This window comes from Paenibacillus hamazuiensis (genome assembly GCF_023276405.1).
Lineage (GTDB): Bacteria > Bacillota > Bacilli > Paenibacillales > NBRC-103111 > Paenibacillus_AF > Paenibacillus_AF hamazuiensis.
In genome coordinates this window covers 3,742,869-3,760,066 of sequence record NZ_JALRMO010000001.1, presented here as the reverse complement: position 1 = coordinate 3,760,066, position 17,198 = coordinate 3,742,869, and the positions used below count along the sequence as shown (strand labels likewise).

The 17,198-nt window shown below is 53.7% G+C and carries 13 protein-coding genes; all 13 read left to right on the top strand.

The genetic code is table 11. The features are described from left to right. Window positions 1-348 precede the first annotated feature (348 nt). Window positions 349-1,881 carry an extracellular solute-binding protein gene (locus MYS68_RS16575; protein WP_248926897.1) on the top strand — a complete coding sequence of 511 codons (1,533 nt, stop codon included), beginning with the start codon at window positions 349-351 and terminating at the stop codon, window positions 1,879-1,881. A 104-nt stretch (window positions 1,882-1,985) separates the two neighbouring features. Further along, on the top strand, window positions 1,986-2,939 hold the full coding sequence (locus tag MYS68_RS16570) for an ABC transporter permease (protein WP_248930930.1): 954 nt from the start codon (window positions 1,986-1,988) through the stop codon (window positions 2,937-2,939). A 28-nt stretch (window positions 2,940-2,967) separates the two neighbouring features. Continuing rightward, entirely contained in the window at window positions 2,968-3,849 is an 882-nt protein-coding gene (locus MYS68_RS16565) for a carbohydrate ABC transporter permease (RefSeq protein WP_248926896.1), read from the top strand. 110 nt (window positions 3,850-3,959) lie between these two features. Next, window positions 3,960-5,489, top strand: a complete 1,530-nt coding sequence (locus MYS68_RS16560; RefSeq protein WP_248926895.1) for a glycoside hydrolase family 43 protein — start codon at window positions 3,960-3,962, stop codon at window positions 5,487-5,489. A 318-nt stretch (window positions 5,490-5,807) separates the two neighbouring features. Continuing rightward, the gene (locus MYS68_RS16555) at window positions 5,808-6,704 is read left to right on the top strand and encodes a pectinesterase family protein (protein ID WP_248926894.1); all 897 of its coding nucleotides are present in this window, start codon (window positions 5,808-5,810) and stop codon (window positions 6,702-6,704) included. Window positions 6,705-6,890: 186 nt separating this feature from the next. Beyond that, entirely contained in the window at window positions 6,891-7,394 is a 504-nt protein-coding gene (locus tag MYS68_RS16550) for a TRAP transporter small permease (protein WP_248926893.1), read from the top strand. Further along, window positions 7,391-8,680 (top strand): TRAP transporter large permease, encoded by a 1,290-nt coding sequence (locus MYS68_RS16545; RefSeq protein ID WP_248926892.1) that lies wholly within the window; start codon window positions 7,391-7,393, stop codon window positions 8,678-8,680. The genes MYS68_RS16550 and MYS68_RS16545 overlap by 4 nt, the downstream gene beginning before the upstream one ends. A 93-nt stretch (window positions 8,681-8,773) precedes the next feature. After that, complete coding sequence (locus MYS68_RS16540; protein ID WP_248926891.1) at window positions 8,774-9,820, top strand: TRAP transporter substrate-binding protein; 1,047 nt, start codon at window positions 8,774-8,776, stop codon at window positions 9,818-9,820. Between the two features lie 109 nt (window positions 9,821-9,929). After that, window positions 9,930-11,741, top strand: a complete 1,812-nt coding sequence (locus tag MYS68_RS16535) for a cache domain-containing sensor histidine kinase (RefSeq protein WP_248926890.1) — start codon at window positions 9,930-9,932, stop codon at window positions 11,739-11,741. 48 nt (window positions 11,742-11,789) lie between these two features. Further along, window positions 11,790-12,566: a response regulator transcription factor gene (locus tag MYS68_RS16530; protein ID WP_248926889.1), complete on the top strand. Its 777-nt coding sequence runs from the start codon at window positions 11,790-11,792 to the stop codon at window positions 12,564-12,566. A 65-nt stretch (window positions 12,567-12,631) separates the two neighbouring features. Further along, window positions 12,632-14,377: a sensor histidine kinase gene (locus MYS68_RS16525; RefSeq protein WP_248926888.1), complete on the top strand. Its 1,746-nt coding sequence runs from the start codon at window positions 12,632-12,634 to the stop codon at window positions 14,375-14,377. A 9-nt stretch (window positions 14,378-14,386) separates the two neighbouring features. Next, window positions 14,387-15,487, top strand: coding sequence for a response regulator (locus MYS68_RS16520; RefSeq protein WP_248926887.1), 1,101 nt, complete (start codon window positions 14,387-14,389; stop codon window positions 15,485-15,487). Continuing rightward, the gene (locus tag MYS68_RS16515; protein WP_248926886.1) at window positions 15,484-17,148 is read left to right on the top strand and encodes an extracellular solute-binding protein; all 1,665 of its coding nucleotides are present in this window, start codon (window positions 15,484-15,486) and stop codon (window positions 17,146-17,148) included. The genes MYS68_RS16520 and MYS68_RS16515 overlap by 4 nt, the downstream gene beginning before the upstream one ends. Window positions 17,149-17,198 lie beyond the last annotated feature (50 nt).

Below are 17,198 nucleotides of genomic sequence, written 5' to 3'. Positions count from 1 at the left end.
AAACGTGCAGCGTGTCGGGAATAGGCTTTTTTGCCAAACAGCAAAAAAGCCATTCCCGACACACGCGAACTAGCAGCGAGCAGTCTCGTACTGCGGGCGGGTCCAGGGCGCCCGAGCGCCTGGGGTCCCCCCAGTGGGGGGATTTAGGGGGGAGACCAAGGGGACGGCGGGCGGGTTACACTCATAATCATTATCTCTGATTCACCCGTAAACCCTTGATATATAAGGCTTTTTCCGTTCCGGTCATGAGACAGTGATTATTCACGGAATTCATATTTAATGATTAAATGAGGGCGTGGCAAACAAAAAACATAACCGACAACGAACCCATTTAGGAGGTCCAGAGAGATGAAACAATTATCGACACGCGCCAAAATGGCGACGGTAATCTGCACCGCGATGCTGGCGACGACCGCGCTCGCAGGATGCAGCAGCAAAGATGCAGGGCAGGCGAATACCGGCGCATCCGGCCAAGATAACGGAAAGCTTGAGCCGCTTGCGAAAATTACGATTATGGCGAACCTGCAAGCCCCGGAAGTTCCTTCAGATAATGTAAAAAAAGTGCTTGAAGAGAAGACCGGGACGAAAATCGAATTCCAATGGGTGCCGGACGGCTCCTACGACGAGAAGTTCCAGGCCGCTTTTGCGACGGGCTCGCTGCCGCAAGCCGCTTACATTAAAAACCAAACTTCCTTCATACTTTTGCGGGATGCTATGAAAAACGGGCAGTTCTGGGAAATCGGGCCTTATTTGAAAGATTACCCGAACCTCAGCAAGCTGAACCCGGACGTACTCAAGAACACAGCGGTTGACGGCAAAATTTACTCCTTGTATCAGGAAAGACCGCTGACCCGCCAAGGTCTCATTTACCGCAAGGACTGGGCGGACAAACTCGGGCTGCAAGCTCCGAAAACGACGGACGACATCTATAATATGCTGAAAAAATTCAAGGAAGCCGATCTCGCCGGCGGCGGCAAAACGATCGGTCTCGCCGACCGCAACGACCTTGTATACGGCTCCTTCAGAACGCTCAGCATGTGGTTCGGCACTCCGAACGGCTGGGGTGTGGAAAACGGCAGCCTCGTGCCGGATTTCATGACCAAAGGTTATATGGATACGATGAAGTTCATCAAAAAGCTTCGCGACGAAGGTTTGATCAACCAGGACTTCCCGGTAACGAGCAAAACGGACCAAACGAACCTGATGTACACAGGAAGAGCGGGCATGTACATCGGCTCCATGCCGGACTCCGAATCGATGCAGGACAAAACGTCCAAAAACGTCAAAGAAGCTCAATATGACGTCGTAAGCGCGATTAACGGACCGGACGGCAAACCGGCGACTTGGGCTCTTCCGGGCTACGGTACGCTCGTCGTATTCCCAAAATCGGCGGTAAAATCGGAAAAAGAATTGAAGCAAATCTTGGCGTTCTATGATAAATTCCTTGACCCGGCTGTAGCCGACTTGTTGAAATACGGTATCGAAGGAACGAACTACACGAAGCAGGACGGCAAAATCGTACCTTCCACAGACAACAAATTGTATGAAAAAGACGTGAAGGCATACCAAAGCATCGCGCTTGCAGATACGACAAACGTAACTCCGGCGAAATACACGATCCCGGTTCGCGAAAAAGCGGAGAAGCTTGCTCTCGAAGCAAACAAATACGGCATTTCCGACCCGACTTATTCGCTGGATTCCAAGACTTACAACGAAAAAGGCGCAAGGCTGCAAGATATCATCAAAGACGCAACTTACAAGTTCATGACAGGCAATCTTGACGAGAAAGGCTTCCAGGCTGCCATCAAAAAATGGCAGGACGACGGCGGCGCAAAAATCATCGAAGAATACAACGCGGCATACAAAAACGCAAAGAAATAATCGGGACAGGAATGAAGGAAGGCTGCTGCTTTTCGGCAGCCCTTCCTTCTTCCGATCCTGACGGTTTCGCCTTGCGATCCTTTACCAGAGAGGAAGAATGAATGATGAACAGCTCAGCGGTACAGCAATCAGCGGTGACGGCTTCCAATCCGAGCAGCTCGCTGATGAAACGAATCATCCGCAACCGGTACATGTATTTGATGATATTACCGGGTCTCATTTACTTTATCATCTTCAAATATGTGCCGATGTGGGGCCTTGTCATCTCGTTTCAGGATTATCAGCCGTACAAAGGCATCCTGGGCAGCGAGTGGGTAGGACTCAAGCATTTTCAGAGATTGTTTTCCGAACCGGAATTTTGGGTCATATTTAAAAACACCCTCGTCTTGTTCGTGTTCAACATCCTGTTTTATTTCCCGGTGCCGATTATATTGGCGGTCATGCTGAACGAAGTGTCCAATGCGTTTTTCAAAAGGTTCGTGCAAACGATCATTTATATCCCGCACTTTATTTCATGGGTTATCATCGTATCGATTTCGTTCGTTATGCTGACGCTGGACGGCGGTTTTATCAACGAAATGCTGCAAGCGATGGGCTTCGAAAAAATCAATTTCCTGATGAGCCCGGAATGGTTCCATCCGATGTACATCATCCAGGTTATCTGGAGGGAAGCCGGCTGGGGAACGATCATTTATCTCGCGGCGATGGCGGCGATCGATCCGGGTCTGTACGAAGCGGCCAGGATGGACGGCGCAGGGAGATTCCGCCAAATTTGGCACATCACCTTGCCTTCGATCCGCAGCGTCATTATCGTCCTGCTCATCCTAAGAGTGGGCAACGTTCTCGATCTCAGCTTCGAACACGTTTACCTGCTGCTCAATTCTATGAACCGGAATGTCGCCGAAATTTTGGACACCTACGTTTATACAACCGGTTTGAAGCAAGGGCAGTTCAGCTACAGTACGGCGGTAGGTTTCTTCAAATCGTTTGTCGGGCTCGCACTGGTCATGCTGTCCAACCGTTTGGCCAAAAAGTTTGGCGAAGAAGGCGTTTATTAAGCCGGTATAGGGTGAAAGGAGAAACATCATGGTTCAAGATAAAAACTTCGGCAGCCGGTTGTTCGACGCAGTTAACATACTGCTTCTGGCGCTCATCGCCATTGCGATGTTCATTCCGTTTCTGCACGTCGTCATGACATCGTTCGCGACGGTGGAGGAGCTGACGCGCAAGCCGTTTCTGCTTATTCCGACGGAATACAGCCTAAAGGCGTACGAGTATATTTTGTCCACCAGCACGATTTTCCGCGCACTCGGCGTATCGGTCGGAATTACCGTAGGCGGTACGGCGATCAGCATGGTGCTTACGGCGCTGATGGCTTACGGCTTGACGAGAAGAGATTTGGACGGCCGCAAGGCGATCAATCTGATGATCGTATTTACGATGCTGTTTAACGGCGGTTTGATTCCGACCTTTATCGTCGTGAAAGCGATGGGACTGATCGATTCGTATATGGCGCTTATTTTGCCGACGGCGATCAACGCGTTCAACCTGATCATCATGCGCAGCTTTTTCCAAAACCTGCCGGACGGGTTGGAGGAATCCGCCAAAATCGACGGCTGCAACGACTTCGGCATCTTATTCAGAATCGTTATCCCGCTTTCGATGCCGGCGATCGCCACAATTTCGCTGTTCTATGCAGTGACCTACTGGAACAACTTCTTCAGCGCGATCATGTATTTAAACGACGCCGACAAATGGCCGATTCAGGTACTGCTGCGCCAAATCGTCATCATGGCAAGCGGTCTTGCCGCGGATACTTCCGGAATGGGCGACGACTTCGTCAAGCCGCCGGAGCAAACGATCAAGATGGCGGTTATCGTCGTCTCGACCTTGCCGATCCTGATCGCATATCCGTTCCTGCAAAAATATTTTGCCAAAGGTGCTCTGGTCGGTTCGATTAAAGGTTAACACATGTGAAAACTGGCTCTGCCGGCTGCATCGGGTTTTCCCGGGCAGCCGGACGGGCCGTTTTTGCGCTTCAAGATTCATCCATGCCGACATTAAGGAGATGAGTTACGTTGGATAACCCCACATACAACAACCCGATTTTGCCCGGGTTTCATCCGGACCCTTCGATTGTCCGGGCCAAGGAAGATTATTATTTGGTCAATTCCACATTTCAATTTTTCCCCGGAATTGTCATTTCTCATTCCAAAGATCTCGTCCATTGGGAATATATCGGCCACGCCCTGACGCGAAGCGAGGATTTGCCTCTGCGGGATTTGCCGGACTCGTTCGGCATTTGGGCGCCGGACATTTCTTACCATGACGGGACGTATTATATTTTTGCGACACTTCGGCTGCACGGGATGGGACGGCAAAACATCATGGTCAAGTCGCGGACTCCGGAAGGCTCGTATTCCCGGCCGGTGGTGCTGAACGAAAAGGGGCTCGATCCTTCGCATTTTGTGGATGTCGACGGCACCCATTATATGGTGTATGGCGGAGGCGGGGCATGGATTCAGCGGCTGAGCGAAGATTGCGAGCGAGCGGTCGGGGAACCCGTGCTGCTTTGGCCGGGAACGGGGCGGCATTCGCCGGAAGGGCCGCATCTGCTGTACAAAGACGGCTATTATTATGTCATTTTAGCCGAGGGAGGCACGGAATACGGCCACTGCATCACGGTGGCCCGCTCGTCTTCCTTGTTCGGCGAATACGAGCCGTGCCCGTTTAATCCGGTGCATACGCAAAACGACCCTAAGGCGGCTATTCAAAGGGCCGGTCACGGTAAGCTGGTACAGACGCAGAATGGCGAATGGTGGATCGTACATTTGGGCGGCCGACCGCTGAACGGCGGATTTTGCACGCTCGGCAGGGAAACGTTTTTAGAGCCGGTGCAGTGGACCGAGGACGGCTGGTTTCGGGTGAATGAGGGCAATGGGCCAAGCGAAACGCAGCGGGCGCCCATGCTGCAGACCGTACCGTACGGCGAGCCTGCCATCGACGATTTCGACGATGCCCGGCTGCCGTTTCATTGGCAGTTCGCGCGCAACCCGTACGACGAAAACTGGTCCTTGACGGAACGGCCCGGACATGTGCGCATCTGGACAGCGGACGCCGACCTCGACAGCATCGACGCGCAAAACGTGCTGGTGCGGCGCGAGCGGCACCATAAATATACCGCCAGCCTGAAGGTGGAATTCGAGCCGCGCCATAACGGGGAACAGGCGGGACTTGTCTGCTATTACGATTCGCGCTGCTTCATCAAGCTGGCGCTCATGTATGACGACGGCTTGAAAATCAGGCTGATCGAAAACCGCGCGCGAACGATTTCGACGGTCAGCGAACAGTTTTTGCCCGAATTGGCTGGCCCGGTGTATTTGAAAGTTGTGACGGAGCGCGAAGCGCGGACGTTTTATTACAGCACGGATGAACGGGAGTGGCATCCGGTCGGCAGGATCGATGACGCGACCTTTCTCAGCGATGAAGGGACACGGGAGAAAAAAGCGTTCACCGGCACGATGGTCGGCTTATATGCGGGAAGCGGCGGTTCGGGCAGGAGAATTCATGCCGATTTCGATTGGTTCAGGTATGAGGGGGGCAAATAATCCGCCTAAGGAATCGTTTTTTGCTGGCGGGAATTTGAATTCGCCGCATTATTTTTGAGCGTGTTCAAAAAAGGCGCGTCGCTACGGAGTAGGGGTATGCTTCCGGTCGCTCTTGAGATCGTAAATATTTGAATTTACCTTTGTGGTAAATTTACGATCTCAAAGGCGAACGCTTGCGCTCCTTCAGCATACCCCTAAACTCCTTCGCTCGCTTTTTTGAACACACTTTTATCAAATTCAAAGGCAAATTCAACTTCAATACCATAAAAACCGCACGCCGGCGGCGGATTATTTGCCCAATGAGAGGAGGAGTAAGGAATGAGAAGAAGAATAGTAGCCAAGGATGGAAGCGGAGATTTTACGAGCATTCAGGCGGCGGTGGACGATGTCCGGGTGCATCAGGAGGAGCTGCAGGAAATTTTCATCAAAAACGGCCTGTACGAGGAGCGGGTGATTGTGCCCGACAATAAGCCGATGATCCGTTTCGTCGGAGAAAGCAGGGAGCATACGATCATTTCGTACGGGCTGTATGCGAAAATGAAAGCGGCGGACGGGCGCGAGCTCGGCACCTTCGGTACGGCCGTATTTACGGTTGCCGCGGACGATGTCCGCGTGGAAAATGTGACAATCCGCAATACGGCTGGGTATGGCGAAGCGATCGGACAGGCTGTGGCGGTGTATGCGTCGGGAGATCGCCTCGTTTTTGACGGCTGCCGGATGCTCGGCAACCAGGATACGCTGTATACGGCGAAGGGCAGGCAGTATTACAAAAGCTGCTTCATCGAAGGCCATGTCGACTTTATTTTCGGAGCGGCGACGGCGGTGTTCGAGGAGTGCGAGATTTCATCGCTCCGCGGAGGCTACATAGCGGCCCCTTCGACGACGGAACATACGGAGTACGGTTATATTTTCCGCGGCTGCAGGCTGACCGGGCCGGCGGCGGAGCAAACCGTGTTTCTCGCGCGGCCTTGGCGTCCGTTCGGGCAAACCGTCTTCATCGACACGTGGATGGATGCGCATATAAAGGCGGAGGGCTGGGACAACTGGAGAAACCCGGACAACGAGCGTACGGCCCGATTCGCCGAATACGGCAGTTCCGGTCCCGGAGGCGGCATGGAGCGGAGGGCCGGTTGGGCGAAGCGGCTGACCGATGAAGAAGCCGCCGCGCTGACGGCGGAACGGATTTTCGGTGCGGCGGATTTTTGGAAATATTAAACGGCAATTGCGAATCGGGAGGTCCGAGTCTGAAAAGACGGAGGGCCTCCTTTTTTTGGGGCAAACTTTAGAATATCTAAAAAAATTACAAAAAAACCTAAAATCACTTCCGTTTTAGACCGGACAGGAAGCCATTACAATACATTCATACAGAAAAAAACGCTTTCACGGAGGGGGAGAGATCAGATGGCACTTATAAAAAGAGTGCTGCTGGCTATTGACAGCTTTTTTGAAAACTTCGCGCTGATCGCGCTGACATCGATGACGATCATCGTCTTCGTCCAGGTGATTACGCGCAAGCTGTTCAACTATGTATTTTTTTGGTCGGAGGAAGTAACGCTGCTGCTGATGGTATGGTTTTCGTTTATGGGCATCGCCATCGGATTCCGGGAGAAGCTGCACATGGCGATGGACAGCGTCACGAACTTTTTCCCGGCAGTCGTTAACAAGGTGCTCGACAAAGTCATCGACGCCAGCATTTTCGCGTTTGGGCTGTATCTGATCGTCAACGGATGGCAGTTTACCGAATTGATGAATGAATCGACGCTCCCGGCGACCAAGCTGCCCACAAGCGTCATGTATGTCGTGATGCCGCTGACCGGGATTATGATCTGCGTGTATTCGTTCCTCCAATTTATCGGGGTGAATACGATTCGCCATCACGGCATCGAGGAGGAAGCGACAAAATGAACACCGCTGCAATCATCATATTAGTTGTCAGTTTTATCGCGTTAATCGTGCTTCGCTTTCCGATCTCGATCACGCTCGCAGGCTCTACGCTGATCACGCTGATGTACCTCGATATTCCGTGGGTCGTCGTCGGACAGCGCATGATTCAGGGCATGAATTCGTTTCCGATGCTGACGATTCCGTTTTTTATTCTCGCCGGCCAAATTATGAGCGAAGGCGGCATGGCGTTGCGGCTGGTTAACCTGGCGCAGCTTTTCGTCGGGACGATGCGCGGCGGTCTCGCCATGGTGAACTGCGTCGCCTGCATGTTCTTCGGCAACATTTCCGGCTCCGCCGCGGCGGACGTATCGTCGGTCGGCTCCGTGCTCATTCCGGCGATGAAGAAGAAAGGCTACGACGCCGATTACGCCGTTGCCGTCACGACATCGGCATCCATCCAAGGCGTTGTCGTACCGCCGAGCCATAACCTGGTGCTGTATTCGATCGCAGCGGGCGGCGTATCCATCTCCAGCTTGTTTTTAGGCGGCATCGTGCCCGGGTTATGCTTGCTGTTGGTGTTGATGATCGTCTCCTACGTCATCGCCCGCAAACGGCAGTATGCGAAGGGAGATCCGATCACATGGAAAGAAGTGCCGAAAATCGTTCGCGACGGCCTGCTGTCGCTCATGACCGGGGTCATCATCCTCGGCGGCATTTTGACCGGATGGTTTACGGCGACGGAAGCCGGAGCGATCGCCTGCGCTTATGCGTTCGTGCTGACCTTCTTCATTTATCGCGATGTGCCGCTCAGCCGGTTCTGGGTTGTATTGAAGCGGACATTCCGTACCGTAGCGATGGTGCTGTTCCTGATTGCCGCTTCCGACGCGTTCGGGTGGATTTTGGCTTATCTCAAAATTCCGACGCTCGTCAGCGACTTGTTCCTGAACATTTCCAGCAATCCGCTCGTCATTTTGCTGCTGATAAATATTTTGCTTCTGCTGCTTGGCTTCCCGATGGATATGGCGCCGATGATTTTGATCATGACACCGATCCTGCTGCCGGTCGTTACCCAGCTTGGCATCGATCCTGTGCATTTCGGCATCATCCTGATTTTGAACTGCGGCATCGGGCTTATTACGCCGCCGGTCGGCACCGTGCTTTTCATCGGCTGCGCCATCGGCAAAGTATCCGTCAATCAGGCGACCAAGGCTTCGCTGCCGTTTTTCCTGGCGATGTGCGTCGTATTGCTTCTGATTACCTATATACCGGGCATATCGCTGTGGCTGCCTCATTTGTACGGCAAATAAGAAAAAGGCTCCGGCTTATAGTCGTGCTTCACAGCTATGACATCATGGCTGCTTACTATATAATCCAATTATGAATCGAAGGGGAGAAGGGGTATGAAAATGAAAGGAAAAGCATTGCTGACGATTGTTTCCACCGTTATGGCAGCGGGCGTCGTACTCGCCGGCTGCGGTGGTACGCAGTCAGGGACAGGCACACCTGCCGCGGGAGGCGCTGCAAAGACGGAAGAGAAAAAAGCGACCTACACGTTCCGTCTTGCGGAAACACATCCGCCGGATTACCCGACGACGATGGGAGACAAGAAGTTCGCCGAGCTCGTTGGGCAAAAAACGAACGGCCGCATCAAAATCGACGTATTCCCGTCCGCTCAGCTCGGTGAGGAAAAAGCGGTTATCGAGCAGGTGCAGCTCGGCGCGATTGAGTTTACCCGCGTCAGCTCCGGACCGCTCGCGGAGTTCAACAAAGCGCTCGGCGTATTCAGCCTGCCGTATATTTTCGACAACGAACAGCATGAGTGGAAGTTTTTGCAAAGCGCCGACGGAACCAAGCTGTTGGACGGCCTGAGCGCTTCGAAAATGATCGGTCTGGCCTACTACGATTCCGGCGCGCGCCACTTCTATTCCCGCAAGCCGCTGAATTCCATCGCCGACGTGAAGGGACAAAAAATCCGCGTCATCCAAAACAAAGTGAACATTGACCTCATTTCCGCACTGGGTGCAAGCGCAACGCCGATGCCTTATGGCGACGTGTTCAGCTCACTGCAAACCGGCGTTATCGACGCAGCGGAAAACAACTGGCCGAGCTACGATACGTCGAACCATTACCAAGTGGCGAAAACGATCATTTTGGACGGCCACCAACGGGTGCCGGAAGTGCTGATGGTGAGCAAGGTCACCTGGGATAAATTGTCCGACGAAGACAAAAAAGCGATCAAGGATGCCGCTGCCGAATCCGTTAGTTACCAGCGCGAACAGTGGAAGGCGTTCGAGAAAAAATCCGAAGATAAAGTTCGCGCCGCCGGCGTAACGGTTGTCGAAGTGAAGGACCTCAAGCCTTGGCAGGATGCGGTGAAGCCGGTTATCGACAAGTACCGCGGCGAATTCAAGGAGCAGCTCGACGCGATCGATAAAGCGCGGAAGTAACTTTTTTGGAAAATAATAAAACATGAAGGGGGCTCTCGCTGGGCCTCCTTTTTGTAGTATCATTAAAAAATAAAGCGTTTACGAACCGGGGAGAATGGGGAGAGAACGGTTGATAAACAAAAATAACCGGCTGCTTGGCAAATGGATGCGGATATTGCTCTTGGTCGATCAGCCGCTTTCCGTCAAGCTGTTCGTATTTTCCGCGCTGCTGATTTTGATCCCGATGCTCGCGGTCGGCACCATTTCCTACCAGCGTTCATCGGAAGTGATGGAGAAGGAAGCGCAGGAATACAGCCTGCAAATTATGGAGCAGGTCAAAACCCATGTCGAATATTACGTCCGCGATTTGGAAATTCAGACGCTGAAAATTATGAACCACCCGGATATGAACCGTTTTTTGCGGATGCGTACCCGGGAAGAGGTGGAGCAAAGCGGAATCCGCAGCGAAATTCAGCAACTGCTGCAAAATGCCGCCTATTCCCGTTCCGATATAACCGGCATTGCGGTCATTTTGGACAACATACAAATCATCGATACGTCCGGCATCAAAAGCACCGAGCCGGTCGGCGACGTCATCGAACAGTACTGGTATTCCGCCGTGCCGATGAACGGAGAGCTGACGCTCATCAGCAGATACGTCAACGTGATGGGGCAGCAGGAGCCTGTGCTCTCCGTCGTACGGCGCATTTTCAGCCCGTATACGCTGCAGCCGATCGGCATGATCATTACCGACATCAATTTCAAAAGATTTCAGGATATCGCGGACAAAGTGACGGTCGGTCGCAGCGGGATGATGGTCATCTTGGATAGGCAGGGCCACTATGTGTATCACCCCGACGTTCGTCTGCTCGGTAAACAGGCGACGGAGGAGCACGCGACCACGCTGCTTGATCAGGACAGCGGATCGCTGCTATCGGAGCAGGGCAGCTTTTTGACGTACAGCCATTCATGGTTTCTCGGCTGGACGCTGGTGATTTCGCGGCCTTATAAGGATTTGATCCATAACATCAGCTATATCGGCAGGACGATTTTTTGGACGACGGCGATCACGCTGTTTGTCGCTTATGTGCTCGGAGTGCTGTTCGCATCGAGCCTGATCCGGAGGATTCGGCGGCTGCAGCAATATATGAAGCGGGTCGAAATCGGCGATTTCAGCACGCAGATCGCCGTCGAGTCGCGGGATGAGATCGGCTTGTTGGCTCGCGGCTTCAACGCGATGGTCGGGCGGCTGAAGGAGCTGCTGGACGAAATTTACTTTTCCAAGCTGAAGGAAACCGAAATGTCGCTGCGGCAGACGGAAACGGAACTGAAGATGCTCCAGTCGCAGATCAATCCGCATTTTTTGTACAACTCGCTGGAGACAATCCGGGGAATGGCGCTGGAGCACGACATGGACCATATTGCGGACATGTCGCTCGCGGTCGCCAAGCTGCTTCGTTACAATTTGAAGGAAACGGCGCCGACCGTTCCGCTTCGCAGCGAAATCGGCGTCTGTGAAATGTATTTGCGGATTCAGAAATACCGCTTTGAAGAAAAGCTGGAGTACCGGCTCGACGTCCCGGAGTGGGCCCTCGTCCAGCCGATGGTGCGTTTTTCGCTGCAGCCGATCGTAGAGAATTCCGTCGTTCACGGCATCGAGCCGAATTCGGCGAAAACGCAGATCACCGTGACGGCGCATCGTCTTTCGGACACCGCTTACTGCGTTCGGGTTGCCGATACGGGAAGCGGGATCGATCCGGAGCGGTTGAAGGACATCCAGAGCAAGCTGCAGCAGATTGACGGTGCGCCGGACGATAGCCACATCGGGATAACCAACGTCCACAGGCGCATCCGGCATTTATGCGGCGGCGAATACGGACTTTCGATCGAAAGCCGTCCCGAGGGCGGTACCACTGTAGATATCGTGCTGCCGTATTATTAGAAAGTTTACAGGAAAATTTTGGAATAATGTTAGTTTGGAGGCGATTGCATGCATACCGTACTGCTGGTCGAAGATGAACGTTGGGTGCGGGTTTCGCTTAAGCGGATTATTGAAAAAACCGGCATGCCGTTCCAGGTCGTTCATGAATGCGCGAACGGGCTTGAAGCTCTCGATTGGTTAAAACAGCATGATGCCGACGTAGTGCTGACCGATATCCGGATGCCGGTGATGGGGGGCATGGAGCTCGCCCGCCAGCTGCAGGAGGAGCGGCCCGAGCAGGATGTGGTGATCATCACCGGTCATGACGATTTTGAGCTGGTGCAATCTGCGCTGCGGGCCGGCGTCTGCGACTACTTGCTCAAACCGATCGAAGTCGGCGATATGAAGACGTCGCTGCAGCGTCTGCAAAAAAGGCTGCACCAGCGCGAAAGCAGGCCGGCGGAAGCGCACGTCGAACGGGACCCCGCCGAGCTTTCCGCAGTCGAGCAGGTCGTGCGGCTGATCAAGGAGCGCATGCCCGGAGAAATCACCCTGCAGGAAGCGGCCGCTCACGTGCATTTGAACGCGAGTTATTTGAGCCAGCTGTTCAAGCTGCAGATGAAAACGAATTTTGTCGATTACGTGCTGACGCTGCGCATGGAGGAGGCGAAGCGGCTGCTCGCCAAAACGTCGCTGCGCATCTCGGAAATCGCCGAGCGGCTCGGCTACACGGACGTCTCGTATTTCAGCAACACATACAAAAGAACGATGGGCCAGACACCTTCCGAATACCGCAAGGAGAATCAGTTATCCGCTGCGGGCCCGTCAAGTGCGGAAACGAAGTAAACACTCTCGTCAATCCCGGTATAATCGGTTATAGTTGAAGCAAACGTCCTGAAACAGGTGGACTTATGAATCTGATTACAAAAATGATACTGCTCATATTCGCGCTGATGGCTCCGGTTATCGTCATTTATTTATATTCAAATCAGAAGAGCACGCAGGTGGTCGAAGAGCAGATCAATATCGCCAACCGCAACCGGCTGTCGCATTACTTGAACGTTATCGAGGAAACGATGGAGCAGGTGTCCGTTTACGCCAATATCGTTACCAAAGACCCCGATTTTGCCGAGCTCGCGGCAGGGGCCGTTCCGGCGAACGGCTACGATTACACGGCGATGGTCGGGACCATCGAACGGAAGCTGGGATTGTTCAGCCTGTCGACCTCGTGGATGAACCGGATCAGCGTCTATTTCCCGGCTTTGAAGCTGGCCGTTTCCTCGCAAACGCCTGTATCCTATAGCGAGAAAGATTTGACCGATCGCCTCAGCACAGGCTGGACGCTGCGCAGCGTGCCGGTCGGCGGCCTCACCAAAAGAGCGTTCACCCGTTACTTCGTCGGTCCGTCATCCTCAGGCGCTGCCGACTTAAGCAAAACGTCCATCGTCGTCGAAGTGAACTTGATGGAGGACAATATCGTCTCCCTGCTCAACAGCTTCAAAACGAAAGGCAACAACGATCCTTTTTTCTACAGGTCGCCCGGGGAATATTTGCTGAACTCTTCATCGGATGAGCCGACGGTGCAGGAAATTATTCGCTCTTATAATATCGGTGAGAACAGCCGATTAAAAAATCAAGACATTATCCGGCTGCATAACAAACAGTATCTTATCTATTTGTTCCCCTCGGAAAAACTGGGCTGGACACTCGTCGACTATGTGCCGCTGCAGGACATTTTGGCGCCGGTCACGGGCAGCAAGCATCTGTTTTACTTCACCTCCGGGCTTTTGCTGCTGTTTGGGGTTGTCGCAGCTTTTCTTCTATATACTCATGTTCAAGTGCCGATCCGATCGCTCACGCAAAGTGTGCTCCAATTGAAGCAGGGACGTTTTTCCGCACGGATTACGGCTAAGCAAAACCGCGATTTTCAGCTGCTCGTAGCGCAGTTTAACGAGATGGCCGCGGAAATCCAGCATTTGGTCGAAAAAGTATACCTTGGCGACATTCGCGCGAAGGAAGCGGTTATGAAGCAGCTGCAGTCGCAGATCAACCCGCATTTTTTGTACAACAGCCTGGCGTTTATCGTCAGCATGGCCAAACTGAACCGCACACCCCCGATCGTCTCGATGGCTCATAATCTGGCTGACTACTACAGATACACGACACGCAACGACCGGATGGTCACGACGGTCCGGGAAGAGCTCGCTTTTGTCACGTCGTATGTCGAAGTGATGAACTGCCAGCTCGGCAAAATCCATTACGAGACGAATCTTCCCGATTCCATGCTGGATATGACGATCCCGCGGCTCCTCATCCAACCGATTGTGGAAAATGCGATCGTCCACGGTATCGAACCCAAATCCGAAGCCGGACAAATATATATTACAGGTGCAGACGAGCAGGACATTTTGCGGGTTATCGTAGAAGATAACGGGGTCGGGATGACGGCGTCCGAAGCGTCGGAGCTGCGGGAACGGCTGCAGGCGGCCGGGGAACCGGGGCAAAGCTGCGGGCTTTGGAACGTCAACCAGCGGCTTCGTTACCATTTCGGCGAGGATGCCGGATTATTTATCGAAACCGTCGCATCGGGAGGCCTCCGGGTCGTTCTTCAGTGGCGCGTTAAAGATGAGCTTCCACATTTTGCGAAAGAAAGGTAGGGCAATCGCATGTTCTCGATTTTAATTGTGGATGATCACAAGCATCTGGTGGAAAGTCTCGCCACGACCATTCCATGGGAACAATACGATGTGACCTGCATTTATACGGCATTTTCGGGGATGGAAGCGCTCAGCGTTCTGGAACGGCATAAGGTGGACATTTTGCTGACGGATATTCGGATGCCCGGCATGTCGGGGTTGGAGCTGATCGAACAGGCCAAGCTGCGCTGCGGCGATATCGATTGTTTGCTGGTGACCGGCTATGCCGAATTTGAATACGCGAAGCGGGCTATCGAGCTGCAGGCGGTCGACTATTTGATCAAACCGGTCCGTGACGAAGCGCTGCTTGCCTCCTTGAGCCGCATCGTGCAGCGGCGCAAGCAGCGCATCCAGGAAGAGCCGGAGGCCGAGGCGCTGCGCATCGAGCTCGAGCAGCTGAAGGCGGACCTGCTATTGGCTCAAACGCTTGCGGAATCGTCGATCCACGAAGAACGTAGCCGCATCGCCGCGGATATCCATGACTTGGTGGGACATACGCTGACGACGACGCTGGTGCAGATCGAAGCGGCCAAGCGGCTTCTCGCCAAAAATAAAGATGAAGGCTTGCAGCGGCTCGATTTTTCACAGGACCTGGTGCGGAAAAGCTTGGACAGCATCCGGGCGGCGGTACAGACCATTCAGCAGTCGGACACGGAAACCGATCTGGAAAGCGCTTTGCTTCATTTAATCCGAACGACGGAACGTGCTGCCGACATCCGCGTTACATGCCGGATAACGCCGCCGTTATCTCAGGTGAAGCCTCCGGTCAGGAAGGCGATCTGCCACGCACTGCAGGAAGGGCTGACGAACGGCATCCGCCACGGCAAAGCTTCCCGCTTCGAATTTGAGCTGCATGCGGGCGGTGACGCCGGGGACCGGCTTCATTTTGCGTTGTGGAATGACGGAGTGCCATACGACAGTTCAAAACCGGGATTCGGTCTGAAAGCGATGAATGAGCGGGTATGCAGACTGGGTGGGACGGTTGATATCGCCGCTACGGATGAGCCTAGGGGTACCAGGTTGTCCATTTCGCTGCCGTTTGACGAGCCGCAGGAAGGGGAGCGGGCATGAAACGCAAATGGATAGGCGGTATGGCTGCTGCCGCGCTGCTCTCTCTGGTTGCTGCCGGATGCAGGGAAAGCTCTTCGGAGGGCGGGCAAGCGGGAGCTTCCCGCCTCGTCAACGGCCAATTCGATCCTCCCGTCGTGATCACGACGGCCAGGGCGCTCCGGGATTCCGATTCACTGAAATTCGGCGATACGGTGGACGATAATCCGATCACCCGTTGGGCCCGGCAAAAACTCGGGATTATTCAGCAAAACAAGTGGATCGTTGCCGACCAGAACGGAGCGATGGCGACCAAAATCAAACTTGCCTTGAGCGGCGGTGAAGAGTTGCCCGACGTTTTGTTCGTCACGAATCACGATTTGCCGGAGCTGCTTCCCCAAATGGTTGAATCGGGCAAGATTATGGATGTCGCCGATGCCTTTGCCGCTTATGCATCCCCACGGGTCAAAGAGGCGTACGAAAAAAATCCCGACGTATGGCGAACGGTCGCTTTGAAAGGGAAATTGTGGGGAATGCCGCAAATTTCCGATGCGAAGGTCGGCGATCCCATTTTGTGGATTCGCCAGGATTGGCTGGACAAGCTGCATTTGAACGTGCCGGTCACACTGGACGAGCTGGAAGTGGTCATGGACGCGTTTACGAACGGCGATCCGGACGGGAACGGCGTCAAGGATACGGTCGGGCTCGCCTTTGCGGGGAAAAACAATCTGAATTCCTGGATGGGCAATGCCAGTTTTCTGTACGGCGCTTACGGCGATCAGCCGTATCAATGGAACCGCATGAATGACGGTACGCTCGCTTACGGCTCCGTCCGGCCGGAAATCAAAACCGCGCTGGGCCATTTGAACGAATGGTATCGTCGAGGGTATATCGATAAAGATTTCGGCATTCACGACGAGCAGCAAGCGGCATCCCTGTTTACGTCAGGGGCGGCGGGCATTATTTCCGGCCCGGGTTGGATGGGCGGTTGGCCGCTATCGGATATGAAGGGTACGATGCCGGACGCCGTCGTCAAGCCGATTCCCTTTCCGGCAGGACCGGGCGGCAAAATCGGCAGATTGGGCACACGTCTTTCGTACGGCAGTTATATATTCCGCAAAGGCTTTGAGCATATGGACGCGGTCATGCTGTATTGGGACAAAGTATACGGCGCGCTGATCGAGGATCCGGAGTCCGAATTCGCCTACGGTTTCGCGGAAGGCTACGATTATATCATGAAGGATGGAGAGCCCGTCTTCGATTTTCCCGGGGCGATCTACACCATCTCCAATTTTTTAATGGTTGGCCCGGGAAGCGCCCCTCCGAACGTCCTTAAAGGCGAGAGCATCGAGCGAAGGGTATACCAAGGCCAAATCTCAACCCCGTATGAGAAAAGATTGGCCTCAACGACATCACGTACGTTTCTTGAAGGTCTCATCGTCAGCGACATTCAGGCGAAGTATGCGCAAAAAGACGAATATGTAGGGCCGAATACGCCGGCGATGCAAAGCAAATGGCCGCTTTTGAAAAAAATGGAGAAAGAAACGTTCCTCAAAATCGTCTATGGCAAAGAGCCTCTTGAATCGTTCGACACGTTCGTGGAGCAGTGGCGCCGGCTTGGCGGGGACGACGTGACCGCAGAGGTGAATGAGTGGTACCGGGAGACGGGGCAGGGTGGACGTTAGACCTCCCAACCGCATGCGTCAAGCCGCCTCCAAACTATTATGCGACCATC